Raw genomic sequence first — 16,794 nt, 5'->3', positions numbered from 1 at the left:
GGCGACGCAACAGGCCTGCCGGACACCGTGACCGGACTGTCATGGATCGGCGACGATCCGTTGCGACACGTCGCGAACCGTCACGTCCCGCCAGCCTCAGCCGGCCCGCCCGGACCCACCCGTACGCCAGGTTCTGGAACCCGTTTCAGCCACTACGTACGGCTTCGCGACGCGGTCTGGCATTTGCCAGGTGCATAGGCGCGGCCGCTGGCACCATGCTCGGCATGCCCCTGCTCCTGTTCGACCTCGACAACACGCTGCTCCCCAGGGACGCCGCTTTCCGGGCCTGGGCTCAGGATTTCCTGTCCGAGCGCGACCTGCCGCCCGGAGACCTCGACTGGTTCGTCACCCTCGACGGCGGCGGCTACGTGCCGCGCAGCACCGTACTGTCCGCCGTCCGGCGCCGCTACGGGTTGGACGTCTCCGTCGAGTTCCTGCTCGCCCACTACCGACGCGGCATCAACTCCCATATCCACTGCCCGCCCGGACACGTCGACGCGCTGCGGGCGGCACGGGCGGCCGGGTGGACGCTCGGCATCGTCAGCAACGGCGGCACCCGGCCGCAGTTGGAGAAGATCCGGCTGACCGGGCTGGGGCCGTTGGTCGACGGCTGGGTCATCTCCGAGGAGGCCGACTGCGTCAAACCGGATCCGCTGATCTTCGAGATAGCCGCCCAGCGGTGCGGCGTCGCACCCACCGGGACGTGGGCCGCGCACACCTGGATGGTCGGGGACCACGCGCCCGCGGACATCGCCGGCGCCGAACTGGCCGGCCTGCGCAGCGTCTGGCTGCACCACGGCCGGCCCTGGGCCGAGAGCGGCTACCGGCCGACGCTGAAGGCGGCCGGCCTGCCGGAGGCCGTCGGCCAGGTGCTCGCCGCACGCGGCGCGCCGTCGGCCAGGCCGGGCCTGCGCGCGGGTGGGCCGGTCCAGCGGCGGTCCGCCGGGGTGCCGGTGCGCGCGGGGGCCCTCACCGGCGCGCAGACCAGCGCACAGCTGACGGAATCCGCCCCTGACGGCCCGTTCACGCCTGCCGCCGTGAACGCCGGAGCGGCGAGTGCCCCCGATGGTTCGACGGCGGGGTCGGATGTCCGAAACCGCACCGGCGAGTTTGCCGTGGTCGCCAACAGCCGTCCTGGCCTGATCCCCGGCGCGGGCCAGGCGACGGACCGCGGGTCGAGCGTGCTGCGCCCCGTCGCGGTGGCGCGCCCAACGGCCGTCCGCACGGCGGCGGATGGGGTCGGGCCCGCGCGGACCACGTTCGCCGTGGCACCGGCGGCGGCCGCCCCGTAGCGCCCTGCTTGAAGGCGCCACCTCGCGCACCCCGCCCCACACGCCCTTCACGCACCCCACCGCACCGCACCGCACCGCACTCCACCCAACCGCACCGCACCGCACCGCAACCAGCGACCCGCCCCGCACCTGGCGACGACCCGCCGCGGGGCGGCCCGGCCGTCAGCCGTGCGCGGAGGTCCGGGTCCACCAGCAGGTGCGGGCCTGCTCGGTGAACCCGAGCTTGCGGTAGAGCGGTTCGCCGAGCGAGGTGGCGACCAGGGTGGCCGGGCGATCGGGGTGCGCATGGGCCAGGGCGGTCTGGAGCACGGCGCGGGCCACGCCCTGGCCGCGCCGGCTGGGCAGGGTGGCGACCCAGTACACCCCGGTGGCCTGGCCGTCGTCGTAGGTGAGGCAGGTGCCGGCGGTGGCGCCGTCGACGCGGCCCAGCCAGGCCCGGAGCCCCGGTTCGCGCAGGAGCTGTTCCGGCAGCGCGTCGCCACGGGTCCAGGGCTGCCGGGCGGGCAGCGGGAAGCCGTCCACGATCGCACGCTCGACCTGCGCGAAAGCATCGCCGTCCAGCGCCTCATCGACCGTCAGGGATCCTCCGTGGTAAGCCTCCGAGCGGAAGGGGAGGACGGCCGGGACGCCGTCGACCGGGCCGGGTTCACGGGTCATCACCGGCATGACCGGCATCCGGGTGGCGCCGAACCGGGTCAGGTCGAGTGCGCCGTACGGGTCCTCCAGGGTGAAGCAGATGGTTTCCCACTCCTTCAGGAGGTCCGCCAATTCACCTTCCACCAGCGCTGGTTCGATATACGGACCGGTGACCACGAAGCGGTGCGAGTCCTCCGGGGTGCGGGCGCAGCGGACCGCCGTCAAGCCCGGGCGGGTGCGGAACCGCCAGCCGTGCACGCGGGCTTGGGCGAGCCAGAAGGCGGCGGCGTTGTCGTTGGCCTGTTCGAGCCGGCTGTTGGTGTTCACGGCAGGACGGTAACCCGGACGTCACGCCCAGGTTTCGCCGCCCCGGCCCTGGCCGGATGAAGCCTGGGAGGCGCACGAGCTCATTTCGTGCGCCCTCTCGTGCACCGCCGATTTTCGGTCAATTTCGCGCCAATCCCTCCCGCTTGGGCAAATCCGCAGCCCAGACCCGCCGACCGGGCGCGCGCGGGCCGGACGCCCCAGGAGCGGCCCCGCGACAACCAGCCACCGTTACACCGGCCCTCTTCCCAGAAGGGTCGACGGGTGCCACGCTTCGTGATCGAATGCATCACGCCAAATTGCCATGTCGACATAGCGTCGGATGGTGAACTTGTCACAACGGCAATGGTCAACCCGATAGATTTCGATCTTGGCGAGCAGTGCCGCACCACCCACACCACACCACCGAGGGGGCTTGAGCGCCTTGAGCAGGGTGAGCAGGAGCGACGCGGGTCCTGACAGCGGCCAGGCGGCGGCCGGTATCGCGGCTCGGTCCGCGAGAAGCACCGGCACCTCCGCGACCGCCGCCACCACCCGCAACTCCGGCACCCCGGGCGCCGCCTCGCACTCCTCGTACCCCACAGTGCCCTCCACCGGCACGGCCGCCACCGGCACCCCGGCGGCGGCCGCAGAGCACAGCGGAGCGGCACACGGCGGGCAGGCGTACGGCGGTCCCGCGTACGGCGGGCAGGCATACGGCGGAGCAGTGCACGGCGGCCAGCAGTCGCACTCCGGACAGGCCGTCAGCCGAGGCACCGTCAGCCCGGCGCAGGCCTACGGCGCCGACTTCCCGGCCTACCCCGGCTACCCGGGGACGGGCGCGACGAACGGCGCGATCGGAGCGAACGGCACTCCTGGCCTGAACGGCGCCCCCACCAACTCCCTGGGCGGCCCGCTCGCCGGCCTCCCCCTGGGCTCCCCCGGCCACGGCCCGCTGGGCCACGGCGGTGGCCCGGGCGCGAACGGCTCGTCGACCCCGATGACGGTCTCCGCCCCGCGCAAGCTCTCCGGCCGCCGCCGCCGGGAGACCGTCGCGGTGCTGATCTTCGGCGGCGCCCCGATCTTCGAGAGCTCGATCCCGCTGTCCGTCTTCGGCGTCGACCGCCAGGACGCCGGGGTACCGCGCTACCGGCTGCTGGTCTGCGCCGGCGAGGACGGCCCGCTCGCCACCACCGGCGGCCTCACCCTCTCCGCTCCGTACGGTCTGGAGGCCCTCGCCCGGGCCGGCACGATCGTCGTACCGGCCTGGCGCTCGATCTCGCAGCCCCCGCCGGTCGAGGCGATCACCGCCCTGCGCAAGGCCCACCACGAGGGCGCGCGGATCATCGGGCTCTGCACCGGCGCCTTCGTCCTGGCCGCCGCCGGCCTGCTCGACGGCCGTCCGGCGACCACCCACTGGATGTACGCACCGACGCTGGCCAAGCGCTACCCCCGGGTGCACGTGGACCCGCGCGAGCTCTTCGTCGACGACGGCGACGTGCTCACCTCCGCCGGCACCGCCGCCGGCATCGACCTGTGCCTGCACGTGGTGCGCAGCGACCACGGCGCCGAGGCGGCCAACGCGCTGGCCCGCCGCCTGGTGGTCCCGAGCCGTCGCAGCGGCGGCGGACAGGCCCAGTACATCGATCAGTCTTTACCGGAGGAGATCGGCAACGACCCGCTGGCCGAGGTGGTCACCTGGGCGTTGGAGAACCTCAACCAGCAGTTCGACGTCGAGGTGCTGGCGGCCCGCGCGTACATGAGCCGACGCACCTTCGACCGGCGGTTCCGCACGCTCACCGGCAGCGCGCCGCTGCAGTGGCTGATCACCCAGCGGGTGCTCCAGGCGCAGCGGCTGCTGGAGACCTCGGAGCTGTCGGTGGACGACGTCGCCCGCCGGTGCGGGTTCCGTTCGCCGGTGGCGCTGCGCGGGCACTTCCGCCGCCAGCTCGGGGTCTCGCCGGCCGCGTACCGGACCAGCTACCGGGCGCGCCGGCCCGGGCCGCAGTCGGCGGTGCCGACCGGTCCGCACGGCGGCGACCTGCGGCTGCCCGGCGCGCTGCCGCACGCGGCGGCCGCGGCCGGGTCGGCGGCGGGCGCGGCGCTGTTCGGCGGGGCACACGGCACGCAGCACGGCATGCAGCACGGCGCGCAGCCCGCGTACCCGTTCCCGGCCGGGAACGGCGCACCGGCACAGGCCGGACCGCACGGCCAGCCGCTGCCGCACGGCGCGTCACCGGCCTCGGCGGGGCAGCCGGGCCCGCACGGCCAGCCCGGCCCGTTCGCCCCGGGGCAGGCCGGGACGCCGGCCGACCGGGCCTTCCACGCCCGTGCCGGGCAGCCGTACCCGCACCAGCAGGCCGCGCAGCAGCCGCACCCCGGGCAGCAGGGTGCGGGGCGCGGTCCGGTGCGGTCACCGCTGGTGCCGCCGCAGGCCGGGTCGGGGGCGGGGCGTCCGCCGCGCACCGCGGAGCACGCGGCGGCGGAGGACGGCCACCCCCAGCCGGGGGCGCGCGGCCAGGGGCAGGGACACCGCAGTGCGGTCGAACGGCCCGCGGACGAACCGGGTGCCGCGGCGGGCTCCGCCCGCAGTCACGGCTCGGCGAGCGGCCGGGTGCCGGCCCCCGCCCCCACCGGGCAGCCGACGACCGGGGCGGGCGAGCTCCGGGGCCGGCAGGCACGGGTGCCGCAGGCCCGTCCGCAGGGCGGCCGGGCGGCGGCGACCGACGGTGCCCGGGCGGCGCGCGAGGCCCGTCCGGCCCGGGACGGTCACGCGGTCCGGACCGGGCGGGAGGGCGAGCGGCCGGACGGCCACGGCCCGCACGGCGGCGCGGAGGAGCACCAGGCCGAGGGCTGTGCCCCGGAGCCCCGCTCGGCTCCGCCGGTCCCCGCGGCGCGTGATCGCGCCGTAGGGTGAGTTGTGTGAATGACCGTTTGGTATGGATCGACTGTGAAATGACCGGCCTCGACCTCGACCAGGACGCCCTGGTCGAGGTCGCGGCACTGGTGACGGACTCCGAGCTCAACATCCTCGGCGAGGGTGTGGACGTCATCATCCGCCCGCCGGCGGAGGCGCTGGCGGGCATGCCCGAGGTGGTGCGCGCGATGCACACCTCCTCCGGCCTGCTGGAGGAGCTGGAGCAGGGCGTGACGCTGGCCGAGGCCGAGGCGCGGGTGCTCGCGTACATCCGCGAGCACGTGCCGGAGGCCGGCCGGACGCCGCTGTGCGGGAACTCGGTGGCCACCGACCGCGGCTTCCTCGCCCGGGACATGCCGGCCCTGGAGAAGCACCTGCACTACCGGATCGTGGACGTCTCCTCGATCAAGGAGCTGGCCCGCCGCTGGTACCCGAAGGCGTACTACAACAGCCCGCAGAAGGGCGGCAACCACCGGGCGCTCGCCGACATCCGCGAGAGCATCGACGAACTGCGGTACTACCGCGAGGCGGTGTTCGTCCCGCAGCCCGGACCGGACACCGACACCGCGCGCGCCATCGCCGAGAAGTACCAGGCCCCGGAGGGCTGACCGGAGGAGCCCGGGGGAGGTGCCCGCGTTCGCCTGGACGAAAGCCTGGCGCGAGCACCCTCCCGGATCCTGTAGAGTTCTTCCTGTCGGAACGGGAACGCGGAAGCGGGAACGAGCCGGACAGATGGTGGGTGTAGCTCAGTTGGTAGAGCACCTGGTTGTGGTCCAGGTGGCCGCGGGTTCAAGTCCCGTCACTCACCCCAGAGCCTGAGGGGCCGATCTCTTCGAGAGATCGGCCCCTCAGGCGTTTTCGCGTTTCCTCAACTCTCCACCGCGGTTCGGGTTTTCCCGGCGCAGGCCTGCCGCCAGAAGCTACCGGCTAGTAACATTCCTGCCATGACCACACCTTCGATCGGCCAGCTGCTCGACTCCACCGTGCCGATGGCGCACACCCTCAAGCTGGAGTACCTGGAGACCGCCCCGGACCGCGCCGTACTGCGACTGCCCGACCAGCCCGCGTACCACAACCACGTCGGCGGACCGCACGCCGGCGCGATGTTCACCCTCGCCGAGTCCGCCAGCGGCTGCATCGTGCTCGCCGCCTTCGGCGACCAGCTCTCCCGGGCCGTGCCGCTCGCGGTGAACGCCGAGATCGCCTACAAGAAGCTCGCCATGGGCGAGGTCACCGCCACCGCCGTCCTCGGTCGCCCCGCCGCCGAGGTCGTCGCCGAGCTGGACGCCGGCGGCCGCCCCGAGTTCCCGGTCACCGTCGAGATCACCCGCGCCGACGGCGCCGTCACCGGTGTGATGACCGTCACCTGGACGCTGCGCCCCAACTCCTGACCGCGCCACGGCCGGTGGCCCCGGGCAACCCGGCCCCGGGGCCACCCGTGCGATGACTGTCCGTGACGGCGGGCGTGACCTCACGACCCGTCCGCTCGTTCTCAACTCACATGCGAGCCAATCACGCGACCAAGCCCCAGGAACCCGCCCCCCGCGGCGTCGGCGCACGGCGCGCGATCGGCCGGTGGCTGCCCCGCGTCCTCGCCGCCGGCGGCGCCCTCCTCGCCCAACTCGGGGGCTTCGGCGCGCAGGGCGCCTCCGCCGACCCGCTGCCGGACCAGACCCGCCCCGCCGTCCGCCGCACCCTGGCCGGCGGGCCGCCCGGCCGGCTCGTCCAGGCCGGGCGGCCCGCGCACGACGGGCCGTCGGCCGAGCGGTCCGACGCCCCCGGGCGCCCGGCGGCCGAGGAGACCGACCGCCCCTCCCCCGGGCTCGCCGGGGAACTGACCGGCACCGTCCCCGACGCCGGGATCGACGGCGCCACCGGCACGGTCGGCAGCGTCTTCCAGGACCGGATCCGGGCCGGCGGCCTCCCCCTGCCCGGGCAACGGGCCGCCGTCCCCGACGCCTTCGCGATCGCCTCCGGCCTGCTCGACACCGTTCCCGCCCAGGGCCGCCCCGCCGAGACCCGCGCCTCCCGGGAGGGCGGGCCCGCCGAACTGCCCGCCACCGCACGGTCCGGCGCCGCCGGAGGCCGCTCCGCCGCACCGGCCGCCACCACCCGCCCGTCCGGGGCGGCCGACGCGCCCCCGGTCCAGGAGGCCACCGCCCCGGACGGGCGGAGCGCGGCCGGACCCGCCACGAGCCGTGACCGGACGGGCGCCACCACCGCCCCGCCGGTCGGGCCCGGCGCACCCGCCCAGCCGCCCGAAACCCTCGTGCTCGCCGACACCGCCACGGTGACGGCCGTGGGCGACGGCTCCGCCACCGCGACCGCCGTCCTCGCGCCGATCGCCGCCGGGCTGCTGCTGACCGGCGCGGCCATGTGCAAGCACCGCGGCCTGCCGCGCGGGCACTGACCGGGCTCACGCTCCTGGCGACGGCTCCAGCGCCAGCGCCAGCCGCGGACGTGCACGCCCGGGGGCGAACCGGGCGGCGTGCTGCCGATCCGGGTCGCGCTCCTCGCCGGACGGGACGGCTCCGCGTCCGGACCGGAGTCGGGATGCCGAGCCGCCGCAGGCCGGACGGCGACCGCCGCTGTCAGCCGCGACCCGGACCACCGTCAAAGGATTTCAGGCGGCGGTGGGCAACCCCGCCGGGCGGTCAGCCGGGAGGTCAACCGGGCGCCCCGCCGAGCGGTGAGCCGGACGCGGCCCCGCCGGGCGGTCAGCCGGGAGGTCAACCGGGCAGTCAGCCGGGGGGTCAGCGGAAGACGCCCGGGGGCGGGGCCGGGGAGGGGGCGGCGGTGGCGTCCGTGGCGGGGACGGCCCCGGCGGCGAACGCGGTGAGGGCGGGGCCGTGTTCGACCCGGCCGAGGGCGGCGTCGGAGGCGACGCGGCGGGTGAGGTCGGCGATCGGGAGGGGGGCGTGCGCGCCGGCGAGGACGAGGTTGCCGAAGCGCTTGCCGCGCAGGACGGCGGGGTCGGCGACCAGGCACAGTTCGGGGAAGACCGCACCGAGGGTGGCGATCTGGGAGCGGGCGAAGGGCAGCGCCGAGCCGTCGGCGATGTTCGCCGCGTACCAGCCGCCGGGGGCGAGGGCGCGGGCGGCGAGGGCGGTGAACTCGACGGTGGTGCAGTGGGCCGGGGTGCGGGCGCCGGAGAAGACGTCGGTGATGACCAGGTCGGCGCTGCCCTCGGGGGTGCGTTCGAGCACGCTGCGGGCGTCGGCGCCGCGCACCTTGATCTGCCAGCTGCGTTCCAACGGCAGCTCGGTGCGGACGAGTTCGGTGAGCGCGGTGTCGATCTCGGCGACCTGCTGGCGGGAGCGGGGCCGGGTGGCCGCGACGTAACGGGCCAGGGTGAGGGCGCCGCCGCCGAGGTGCAGCACGGTGAGCGGGCGGCCGGACGGGGCGACCAGGTCGATCAGGTGGCCGAGCCGGCGCTGGTACTCGAAACCGAGGTGGGTGGGGTCGGCGAGGTCGACCATGGACTGCGGGGCGCCGTCGATCAGCAGCGACCAGGCGGCGGGGCGGTCCCGGTCGGGGCGCAGTTCGGCGAGGCCGGAGCCGACCGGGCGGGTGAGCGGGCCCTGAGCATGGGTGCGGCCGCCGGGGCCGGTGACGTCCGGCCCGGTGTCGCGCTCGGTGCCGCGCTCGGTGCCGCGGCCCGTGCCCCGGGCTGCTCTGCTGCTTCGTCCCATGACCGCCATTATCGCCGCCGGGCGGGGCGGCCTCGCCGGTCAGGGAGGTCCGGGGCGTGCCAGGTGGATCCGGCCGGAGGGGCGGGCCAGGCTCGCGGGCCCGGCGGGATCCGCACGGCACGCCCGCTAGAACGGGCCGAGGCCGCCTGCGGTGAGCGTGCAGGCGGCCTCGCAGAGGGCGGATCGGAGCACCCAGGCGTCGGTGGGACGGGCGGCGCAGGCGGCGCCGGAGGGGGGCATCACCCACCGTGGGTCGGTGGCGGTCGGCAGCAGGGCGCCGGCGGTACAGGAACTGCCGGGCAGGTGCCAGGTCTCGCTGGTGCCGGCGGGGACGAGGAAGGTGACGGTGCTGCCGTTGCGGCTCTGCAGGACGGCTCCGCAGGCCCTGCGGAGCCGCAGGATGTCCACCGCCTCCAGGCCGTGCCGCAGGGCGACCGTCACGGTGTCGCAGGCGGTGACGAGGGTGTCCTGGTCCGGTCCGGGGCCGAGGCGGTGGCCGGGGTGCCGGCCGCCGCGGGGCGCGCGTCCGCCTTCGACCGGGCCCCGGCCGGGGATCCGGTCGTCGGCCGGGTCGGGGAGCAGGGCGGGGGCGGCGCCGGCGAGCACGCCGCCGGCGGCCGGTCGGTACTGCGGCAGTCCGGTGGCCATCATGGGCCCTCCTGTACCTCGTCGGGTCGGAAGCGCCGCCGCCCGGGAGGTGGGGGCCGCGGGGACGGACGGCAGGCCGGGGCGACGGCCTGGGCTTCCACGTATCAGGACAACGCGGCGGACACCGCGCAGGCCACGGGGCGCCTTACAGCAAGGCATGGCATTTCATGGCGGATAACCCGCAACCGCGCCCGCTTTATACCGAATTGGGGGCACATCTCCCAGGAACCGGCTGTGGTCGACCGGTCACGCCCGGTACTGTCGGTGGCGGGTCGCGACGACCCCACCGGCCACACCGGGCCGTTCCCGCACCGTCGCGCACCACCGTGCCGACACCCGGACCGTACCCGCACTTCGCCCCCGCACCCGACACCCGCGCACCTCCGGCGCCGCCGGCCGCGCCCCCGCACCACCACCCTCCGCACGACCACGGAGCGCACCATGGCAGCCACCCCACCGGCCGAGCCGAACCGCCCGTCACCCAACGCCGTGATGCGCGCACTGCGCGGCGACCGCTCACCCGGCGAGTTCGCCATGGCCGTGCGCCGGGCGGCCCGGGAGATCGGGGAGCACGTCTCCTGCGACGCCCGCTACGTCGGACGGGTCGAATCCGGTGAGATCCGCTGCCCCAACTACGCCTACGAGCGGGTCTTCCGGCACATGTGGCCGGATCGCACGCTCACCGAACTCGGCTTCTCCCCCCGGACCGCCGTCCGCCGCCGCCCGGCGGACGGTGCCGGCGGGAGGGCCGAAGCCCCCCCGCTCCACCCACCGTTCCCGCCCCCGCCCGCCCCGCGCTCACCACTCTCCACTCAACTCCCGTACGCTGCCTCGCCGTACGCGGACCCAGCCGCTCCGACCAAGCCCCCGTGGCCGAAGGCCGTCGCGGTGCCCCGGGGGCCTGATGGATCGCCCTATCTCGACGAGGAGAACGACGACGTGCGTCGCCGTACGTTCCTGGCCGGCGGCCCGACCGCGCTGGCCACCGTGATCGGCATCGACCGGCCGACCGTGGCCGCCGCCGCGGCCACCGGCAGTGCCGCCACCGACCCCGCCGCACCGGTGCTGTTCGAGCCCGGCCCCGGCGCCTTCGTGCCCGGCCGCCCCGGGCCGGTACCGCCACCCCGCAAGGTCGGCGCCGCCGAGGTGCTCGGCGTCGAGGAGGCCGTCCGGGAGATCCGGCTGGCCGACGACGCGCACGGCGGCGACACCCTGTTCGAACGCGCCGGGCAGTCGCTGCGCACCGCCTACCTGCTGCTCAACGAGGGCGAGTACAGCGCGGAGACCGAACGCCGGCTCCAGGCCGGAGCCGGCGAACTCGCCATTTCGGTGGGCTGGTTGGCGCACGACTCGAACCGGCTGGCAGACGCCCGCTCGCTCTACGCCGAGGCGCTCGCCACCGCCCGCATGGCCGGCGACGCCGCACTGGAGGCGCACGTGTTCTGCAACAGCGCCTTCCTCGCCCGGGACGCCGGCCGCCCCCGCGAGGCGCTGCGCGCCGCCCAGGCCGGGCAGGTCGCCGCCCGCCAGCTGGACTCCGCCCGGCTGCTCGCACTGTTGGCCATGCGGGAGGCCGGCGGCTGGGCGCTGCTGCAGGACCGCGCCGCCTGCGAACGCGCGATCGCCCGGGCGTACACGCTGTTCGGCCGCGGCCGCTCCGAGGACGATCCGGAGTGGATGTCCTTCTTCGGCGAGGCGGAGATCGCCGGCCTGCAGTCGCAGTGCTGGTCCGCGCTCGGCGACTGGGACCGCGCCAGCGAGCAGGCCGGGCTGGCCATAGCACTGCAGAAGCCGCACTTCGTCCGCAACCGGGTGCTGTACACCGCCGAGCTGGCCCACGACCGACTCGGCCGGGGCGACTTGGCGGGTGCGGCGCACCACGGTTCGGCCGCCGTGGCGCTGTTCGGCGAGGTCCGCTCAGCCCGGATCCGGAGCATGCTGGCGGACACCGCCGAACGGCTGCGCCCGCACGCCGCCGTGACCGAGGTGCGCCACTTCCTGGCCGGGTACGACCAGGCGGCAGCCGCCTGAGGGACGGATCCTGACGATCCGTCAGTAGCCGGCGGCCAGGCCCTCCAGGTGGGAGAGGTCGTTCCAGACCTCCACGGCCGGCGCGCCGTACTCCCAGGAGAGCACGCAGAGCGCGGCGGTGCCGAGCTTGAAGCGCTGGGCGAACTCGGGCGGCAGGCCCAGCCAGCGCGCGGTCAGGATGCGCAGCAGGTGGCCGTGCGCGAACAGGACGACGTCCCGGTCCGCGCAGTGCATGACGGTGGTGTCCGGCTCGGGGACGCCGTGCTCCTCGTTGAGGCCGGCGAGGAAGGCGTCCACCCGGGCGGCCACCTCGGAGAGCTTCTCGCCGCCGGGCACGCCGTCGCGCCAGATCAGCCAGCCGGGGTGGTCGGTGGCGCGGATGTCCGCGCCGGTGCGGCCCTCGTACTGGCCGTAGTCCCACTCCAGGAGCTCCGGGCGCTCCACCGCCCGGTCCCCGAAGCCGGCCAGGGCGCAGGTCTCCTCGGCGCGGCCGAGCGGACTGGTGTAGACGAGCGCGTCCGGCAGCCCGTTCCAGGGGGCCTTGGCGAGGCGGGCGCCGAGCGCCCGGGCCATCGCCCTGCCCTCCTCGGTCAGCGGGATGTCGGTGCGGCCGGTGTGGCGGCCGGTGGCCGACCATTCGGTCTCGCCGTGGCGGACCAGCACGATTCGGGCGGGCATGGCAGGCTCCTCGCAGCGGGGCGGTGGCAACGGTCGGTCTCACCCTTGAGCACCGGGTTCCATGATCCCTCACCCGGACGGCGGGCACGATCGCGGGCCGGGCCGAAACGGCCCGGAAGGCGACGGCGGGCCGAAACGGCCTGGAGGGGGCGGCGGACCGAAACGGCCTCGGGCCCGGGCCGGCCGGGTCCCGGGGTGTCCCCACCTGGCACGCACGCGCGGTTCAGGCCGGAACAGGCCGGTCCGCACCGCATTGTCGGACCCGGGTGCGACACTGGGCCGCACCATGAACGTCTCGACGAACGTCCCGTCCACCGGGCACGCTGAGCCGCTCGCCCAGCGGCTCGCCGAACTGCGCGGTCCCGCGCCGCAGCGCAGCCTGAACGCCCGTTCCCTCGCCGCGCTCGCCGCCAATCCGGGCTGCCACCGCCGCGCCGTGCTCGACGCGGCGGGGGTGGACAAGTCGGCGCTGGCCGCCCGGCTCGGCCGCCCCGCGCCCTTCGGGCAGTCCCCGTTCGCGATCGCCCGCGGCGTGATCTTCGAGTCCCGGCTGAAGGCGGACGACTACGCCGCGCTGCTGGAGCCGCTGCGCGGCCACCTCGGCGTCCCGGCGGACGGCGGCGCCCCGTTGCAGGTGCCGGATCTGCTGCACCGCTCCGGGCCCGCCGTCCGGGCCGACCGGACGGTCGAGGCGCTGGCCCGGGCCGCCGCCGACCCGGACGCCTGGACGCTGCTGGACCACCCGATGCTGCGCCTGGACGTGGCCGGCGGCACCGCCTACCTGGAGCCGGACGCGGTCGTGGTGCACGGCGGGCGGTGCACGGTGGTCGAGATCAAGTCCTTCCCCGTGCTGGACGGCGGCGCGGACCCGGCCAAGGTCGGCGCCGCCGCCCGCCAGGCCGCCGTGTACGTGCTGGCGCTCCAGCGGACCGCCGCCGCGCTGGCCGGCCACCCGCTCGACGCCGACCCGTACACCGAGCAGCGGCTGCCCGGCAGCCCCCGGTCGAGCGTGCTGCTGGTCTGCCCGAAGGACTTCGGCAACCGGCCGACGGCCGTCGCCGTCGACGTCCGCCGCGAGCTGGCCACCACCCGCCGTCAGCTGAGCCGGATGACCGGCATCGACCGGCTGCTGGCGGAGCTGCCGGCGGGCGCCGACTTCGACCTGGCGGCCGACGAGGAGGGCGTGCCGGCCCGCTCCGCCGAGGAGCTGACTGCCTCGGTCGAGGCGGTGCCCGCCGCGTACGGCCCGGACTGCCTCTCCACCTGCGAGCTCGGCTTCCACTGCCGCGCCCAGGCCCGCTGCGGCGACCGGGTCGAGCAGCTCGGCCGGGGCGTGCGCGGCGAACTGGGCAGCATCCGGACGGTGACGCGGGCCCTGGCCGCCGCCGAAGCCGGCACCGCCGCCGCCGTGGACGAGAACGCCGACCTGGACGGCAACGCCGACACCGACGTGGACGAGGCGGCCGACCGGCTGGCCTACGCGGCCGCGCTGCGCGCCGAGGCGCTGGGCAAGGCCCCGACGGCGGGCCACGCATGAGCGGGCGCAGCACGGCCGTACGCGAACGCGGCGGGCCCGAGGCGGGGGCGGGCGCATGAGCCTGCTGACCACCCTCGCCCGGCTGGAGGCCGTCCGCAGCGGGCGGGCCGAGCCGCTGGCCACCGTCCGGCACCGGCACCTGTCCGACCGCCCGATGGTGGTCGTGCCGCTGACGGCCGCCGGTGAGGCCGGCGCGCCGCTGGCGGTGCTGCTGGGCACCGACCGGGACGCACCCCGGCTGCACCTGGTACCGCAGCCGCTCAACCGCACCCTGCGGTTCGACTTCCTGGCCGAGCTGGCCGCCGACCTGCTGCCCTACCTGGAGTCCTTCGCCGAGGACGTGGAGCAGATCGAAGGCTCCGAGAAGGACCCGGAGACCGGCGAGAAGACCCAGGTGTTCCGCGAGCTGTGCGCCGACGCGCCGCAGCTGATCGTGCCGAACGGCGCGGGCGTGCGGCACCTGGCCCTGCTCGGCCGCTCCACCCGGTTCCGCCGCACGGTCGAGGACGACGAACCGGGGCCGTACCCCGCGCCGGTGCGGGTGCCGCTGCTCGGCCGCTGGCTGACCCACCTCACCGACCGCGCCCAGGTGCCCGGCACCAGCCTGCTGCTGCCGATGACCGGCCTGCTGGCCCGGCACTGGGCCACCGGCCAGAGCCACCTGGAGGACCAGCACCTGGCCGCCCACCTGGCCTGGCACGCCCCGCCGGACGGCCTGACCGGTGCCGAGGCGGCCGAGCGCGCCGAGTCCGCCCGGGACGACCGGGGGCAGCTGCTGCACCCGCCGGCCGGCCCGGCCACCGATCCGCGCTTCGACGAGTTCGTGCTCGCCCCGGCGATCGCCCGCTACGACACCGCCACGGCCGCCCTTCAGCACAGCACCGAGCAGCGCGACGAGGCCGCCGCCGAGCGTGCCCGGGCGGCCGTCCGGGCCGCGGTCGAGCAGTTGCGCGAGGTGCTGGCGGCCGTGCTGCTGCCCACCTGGCGGGACGTCTGGCGCGGCCTGGACCTGTTGCGCGGGCTGCCGCCCGCCGGGCACCTGGCGGAACGCTGGACCGGCGACCGCTGGTCCTACACCGGCCACCGGGACCGGCTGGCGGCCGGCGAGCCGCCGCAGCCGCGGCAGGACGACGCCGTCACGGCCGCCCGCAAGCTCGCCCAGCGCGAGCGCGAGCAGACCCGGCTGGACGTCCAGGAGGCGCTGGACGATCCGCTGGCGATGGCCGAACACCGGCTGTCCGGCGAGGCGTTCAGCGGCGTGGTGACCGAGGTGGTGCCGGACTACGACACCACCGGCCGCTCCCCCAAGCCGCGCCCGCTGATCACCCTGCGCACCGCCGACCGCCCGCACGCGGACCTCGGACGGGAGGCGCACCGGGTGTGGGGGTCCCCCCAGCCGGAGGCCGGCGGCGGCCGGTCCCCGCAGAAGGCGGAGATCGCGGCGGTCGACCCGGCCGGGGGCACCATCACCCTGCGCCTGCTGTCCGGCATGGGGCGCAGGAAGGAGCCCGAGCCGGGCAGCCTGCCCGAGCCCGGCGATCCGGTCACCTTCACCCTGTTCGAGCTGACGGTCCGCCAGTCCGCGCCGCTGCCCGAGCCGGACGACACCCCGTGGACGCACGGCGGCCCGCCCGGCGCCGCGCCCGCACCCGCGCCCGCCCCGTCCGTCTCCGAGGAGTGGGAATGATGGCCGAGTTGAGCGCCGAGCAGGCCCCGGGCGCTGCCGCCGACGCCGCCGTGGCCCGGATCCTGGCCGCGACCGTCCACCCGGCGGCCGGCGCCCCGCGCGGCGTGGTGGTCGATTCCCCGCCCGGCGCCGGGAAGTCGACGCTGGTGGTGCGGGCGGCCCGGGAGCTGGTCGAGGCCGGCGAGCGGCTGATGATCGTCGCCCAGACCAACGGCCAGGTGGACGACCTGGTCGGCCGACTCGCCGAGAAGGCACCGGACCTGACGATCGGTCGGTTGCACGCCGCCGACGCCCGGCCCGGCCCGGAGGTGCTGAAGCACGCCAACGTCACGCCCTCCGACAAGGTCGCCGAGCTGGTCGAACACGACGTGGTGGTCTCCACCTCGGCGAAGTGGCAGTGGGTGCGGGCCGAGGCGCCGTGGCGGCACGCGATCGTCGACGAGGCGTACCAGATGCGTTCGGACGCCCTGCTCGCGGTGGCCCGGCTGTTCGAGCGGGCACTGTTCGTCGGCGACCCGGGCCAGCTGGACCCGTTCACCGTGGTCGGCACCGAGCAGTGGGCGGGCCTGTCGTACGACCCGTCGAGCAGCGCCGTGGTCACCATGCTGGCGCACAACCCGCAGATCGAGCCGCACCGGCTGCCGGTCTCCTGGCGGCTGCCGGCCAGCGCGGCGCCGCTGATCTCGCGGGCGTTCTACCCGTACACGCCGTTCCGCTCCGGCACCGGCCCGGACGACCGCCGGCTGAGCGCCGCCGTCCGGCCGGACGGCGGCGCGCTGGACGCCGCGATCGACCGGGCCGCCGAGCACGGCTGGGCGCTGCTGGAGCTGCCCGCCCGGCACACCGTGCGGACCGATCCGCAGGCGGTGGCGGCCGTCGCGGCCACCGTCCGGCGGTTGCTGGAGCGCGGGCTGACCGCCCGCTCCGAGCAGGGCGAGGCACCTCTCACCGCCGACCGGATCGCGGTCGGCACCGCCCACCGGGACCAGGCCGCGGCCGTCCGCGCGGCCCTGCTCAGGGTGGGCGTCCCGGTGGACCAGGCGGCCGGCCCGGCCGTCACGGTGGACACCGCCAACCGGTTGCAGGGCCGCGAGTACGACGTCACGGTGGTGCTGCACCCGTTGTCCGGGCGGCCCGACGCGACGGCCTTCCACCTGGAGACCGGCCGGCTGTGCGTGCTCGCCTCCCGGCACCGGCACGCCTGCATCGTGGTCGCCCGGGCCGGGATCGGCGAACTGCTGGACGAGCACCCGTCCACCGAGCCGGTCCAGCTGGGCGTCCCGGTCGCTTTCCCGGACGGCTGGGAGGCCAACCACCAGGTGCTGCACCACCTGAGCGGCCACCGGGTGCGGCTGGGCTGACCGGCCGGGCGG

General features: G+C 76.1%; 12 protein-coding genes, 1 tRNA gene and 1 pseudogene. 10 read left to right on the top strand and 4 right to left on the bottom strand.

The features are described from left to right. The first annotated feature begins 224 nt into the window (after positions 1-224). Positions 225-1,292, top strand: coding sequence for an HAD family hydrolase (locus AC07AL_RS26910; protein WP_363628173.1), 1,068 nt, complete (start codon positions 225-227; stop codon positions 1,290-1,292). A 162-nt stretch (positions 1,293-1,454) separates the two neighbouring features. Here AC07AL_RS26910 and AC07AL_RS26905 read toward each other — a convergent pair whose 3' ends face one another. After that, positions 1,455-2,255: a GNAT family N-acetyltransferase gene (locus AC07AL_RS26905; protein ID WP_363628171.1), complete on the bottom strand. Its 801-nt coding sequence runs from the start codon at positions 2,253-2,255 to the stop codon at positions 1,455-1,457. 976 nt (positions 2,256-3,231) lie between these two features. Between AC07AL_RS26905 and AC07AL_RS26900 the strand changes: the two are divergent. From AC07AL_RS26900 to AC07AL_RS26880, 5 genes and pseudogenes are all read left to right on the top strand, one after another. Next, positions 3,232-4,329: pseudogene (locus AC07AL_RS26900) on the top strand (helix-turn-helix domain-containing protein); the annotation flags it as partial. 824 nt (positions 4,330-5,153) lie between these two features. Further along, the gene (gene orn / locus AC07AL_RS26895) at positions 5,154-5,756 is read left to right on the top strand and encodes an oligoribonuclease (protein WP_063349299.1); all 603 of its coding nucleotides are present in this window, start codon (positions 5,154-5,156) and stop codon (positions 5,754-5,756) included. Between the two features lie 127 nt (positions 5,757-5,883). Further along, positions 5,884-5,959, top strand: a tRNA-His gene (locus AC07AL_RS26890). Positions 5,960-6,092: 133 nt separating this feature from the next. Further along, positions 6,093-6,539, top strand: coding sequence for a DUF4442 domain-containing protein (locus tag AC07AL_RS26885; RefSeq protein WP_363583564.1), 447 nt, complete (start codon positions 6,093-6,095; stop codon positions 6,537-6,539). A 110-nt stretch (positions 6,540-6,649) separates the two neighbouring features. Beyond that, positions 6,650-7,558, top strand: coding sequence for a hypothetical protein (locus AC07AL_RS26880; protein ID WP_363628168.1), 909 nt, complete (start codon positions 6,650-6,652; stop codon positions 7,556-7,558). A gap of 343 nt (positions 7,559-7,901) precedes the next feature. Here AC07AL_RS26880 and AC07AL_RS26875 read toward each other — a convergent pair whose 3' ends face one another. Beyond that, positions 7,902-8,849 carry a spermidine synthase gene (locus AC07AL_RS26875; RefSeq protein WP_363583568.1) on the bottom strand — a complete coding sequence of 316 codons (948 nt, stop codon included), beginning with the start codon at positions 8,847-8,849 and terminating at the stop codon, positions 7,902-7,904. 117 nt (positions 8,850-8,966) lie between these two features. Further along, on the bottom strand, positions 8,967-9,491 hold the full coding sequence (locus AC07AL_RS26870) for a hypothetical protein (protein WP_363583570.1): 525 nt from the start codon (positions 9,489-9,491) through the stop codon (positions 8,967-8,969). A gap of 438 nt (positions 9,492-9,929) precedes the next feature. Between AC07AL_RS26870 and AC07AL_RS26865 the strand changes: the two genes are divergently transcribed. After that, a complete protein-coding gene (locus AC07AL_RS26865; RefSeq protein WP_363583572.1) occupies positions 9,930-11,519 on the top strand; it encodes an NsdA family TPR-like regulatory protein in 1,590 nt (529 codons plus the stop codon). Between the two features lie 21 nt (positions 11,520-11,540). Here the strand turns inward: AC07AL_RS26865 and AC07AL_RS26860 are convergent, their stop codons facing one another. After that, the gene (locus AC07AL_RS26860) at positions 11,541-12,197 is read right to left on the bottom strand and encodes a histidine phosphatase family protein (protein ID WP_478318456.1); all 657 of its coding nucleotides are present in this window, start codon (positions 12,195-12,197) and stop codon (positions 11,541-11,543) included. Positions 12,198-12,483: 286 nt separating this feature from the next. On the opposite strand from AC07AL_RS26860, the gene AC07AL_RS26855 reads away from it, so the two are divergent. From AC07AL_RS26855 to AC07AL_RS26845, 3 genes are read left to right on the top strand one after another with little or no spacing between them, the layout of a single operon-like run. Then, positions 12,484-13,734 (top strand): hypothetical protein, encoded by a 1,251-nt coding sequence (locus AC07AL_RS26855; protein WP_478318455.1) that lies wholly within the window; start codon positions 12,484-12,486, stop codon positions 13,732-13,734. A gap of 55 nt (positions 13,735-13,789) precedes the next feature. Next, positions 13,790-15,421 carry a hypothetical protein gene (locus AC07AL_RS26850; protein WP_363628165.1) on the top strand — a complete coding sequence of 544 codons (1,632 nt, stop codon included), beginning with the start codon at positions 13,790-13,792 and terminating at the stop codon, positions 15,419-15,421. Further along, the gene (locus AC07AL_RS26845; RefSeq protein WP_400811785.1) at positions 15,421-16,782 is read left to right on the top strand and encodes an AAA family ATPase; all 1,362 of its coding nucleotides are present in this window, start codon (positions 15,421-15,423) and stop codon (positions 16,780-16,782) included. The genes AC07AL_RS26850 and AC07AL_RS26845 overlap by 1 nt, the downstream gene beginning before the upstream one ends. Positions 16,783-16,794: the final 12 nt, after the last annotated feature.

Source organism: Kitasatospora sp. NPDC043949 (genome assembly GCF_056435365.1).
Note: the sequence above shows the minus strand (reverse complement) of the source record. Positions and strands in the feature narration are given on the sequence as shown.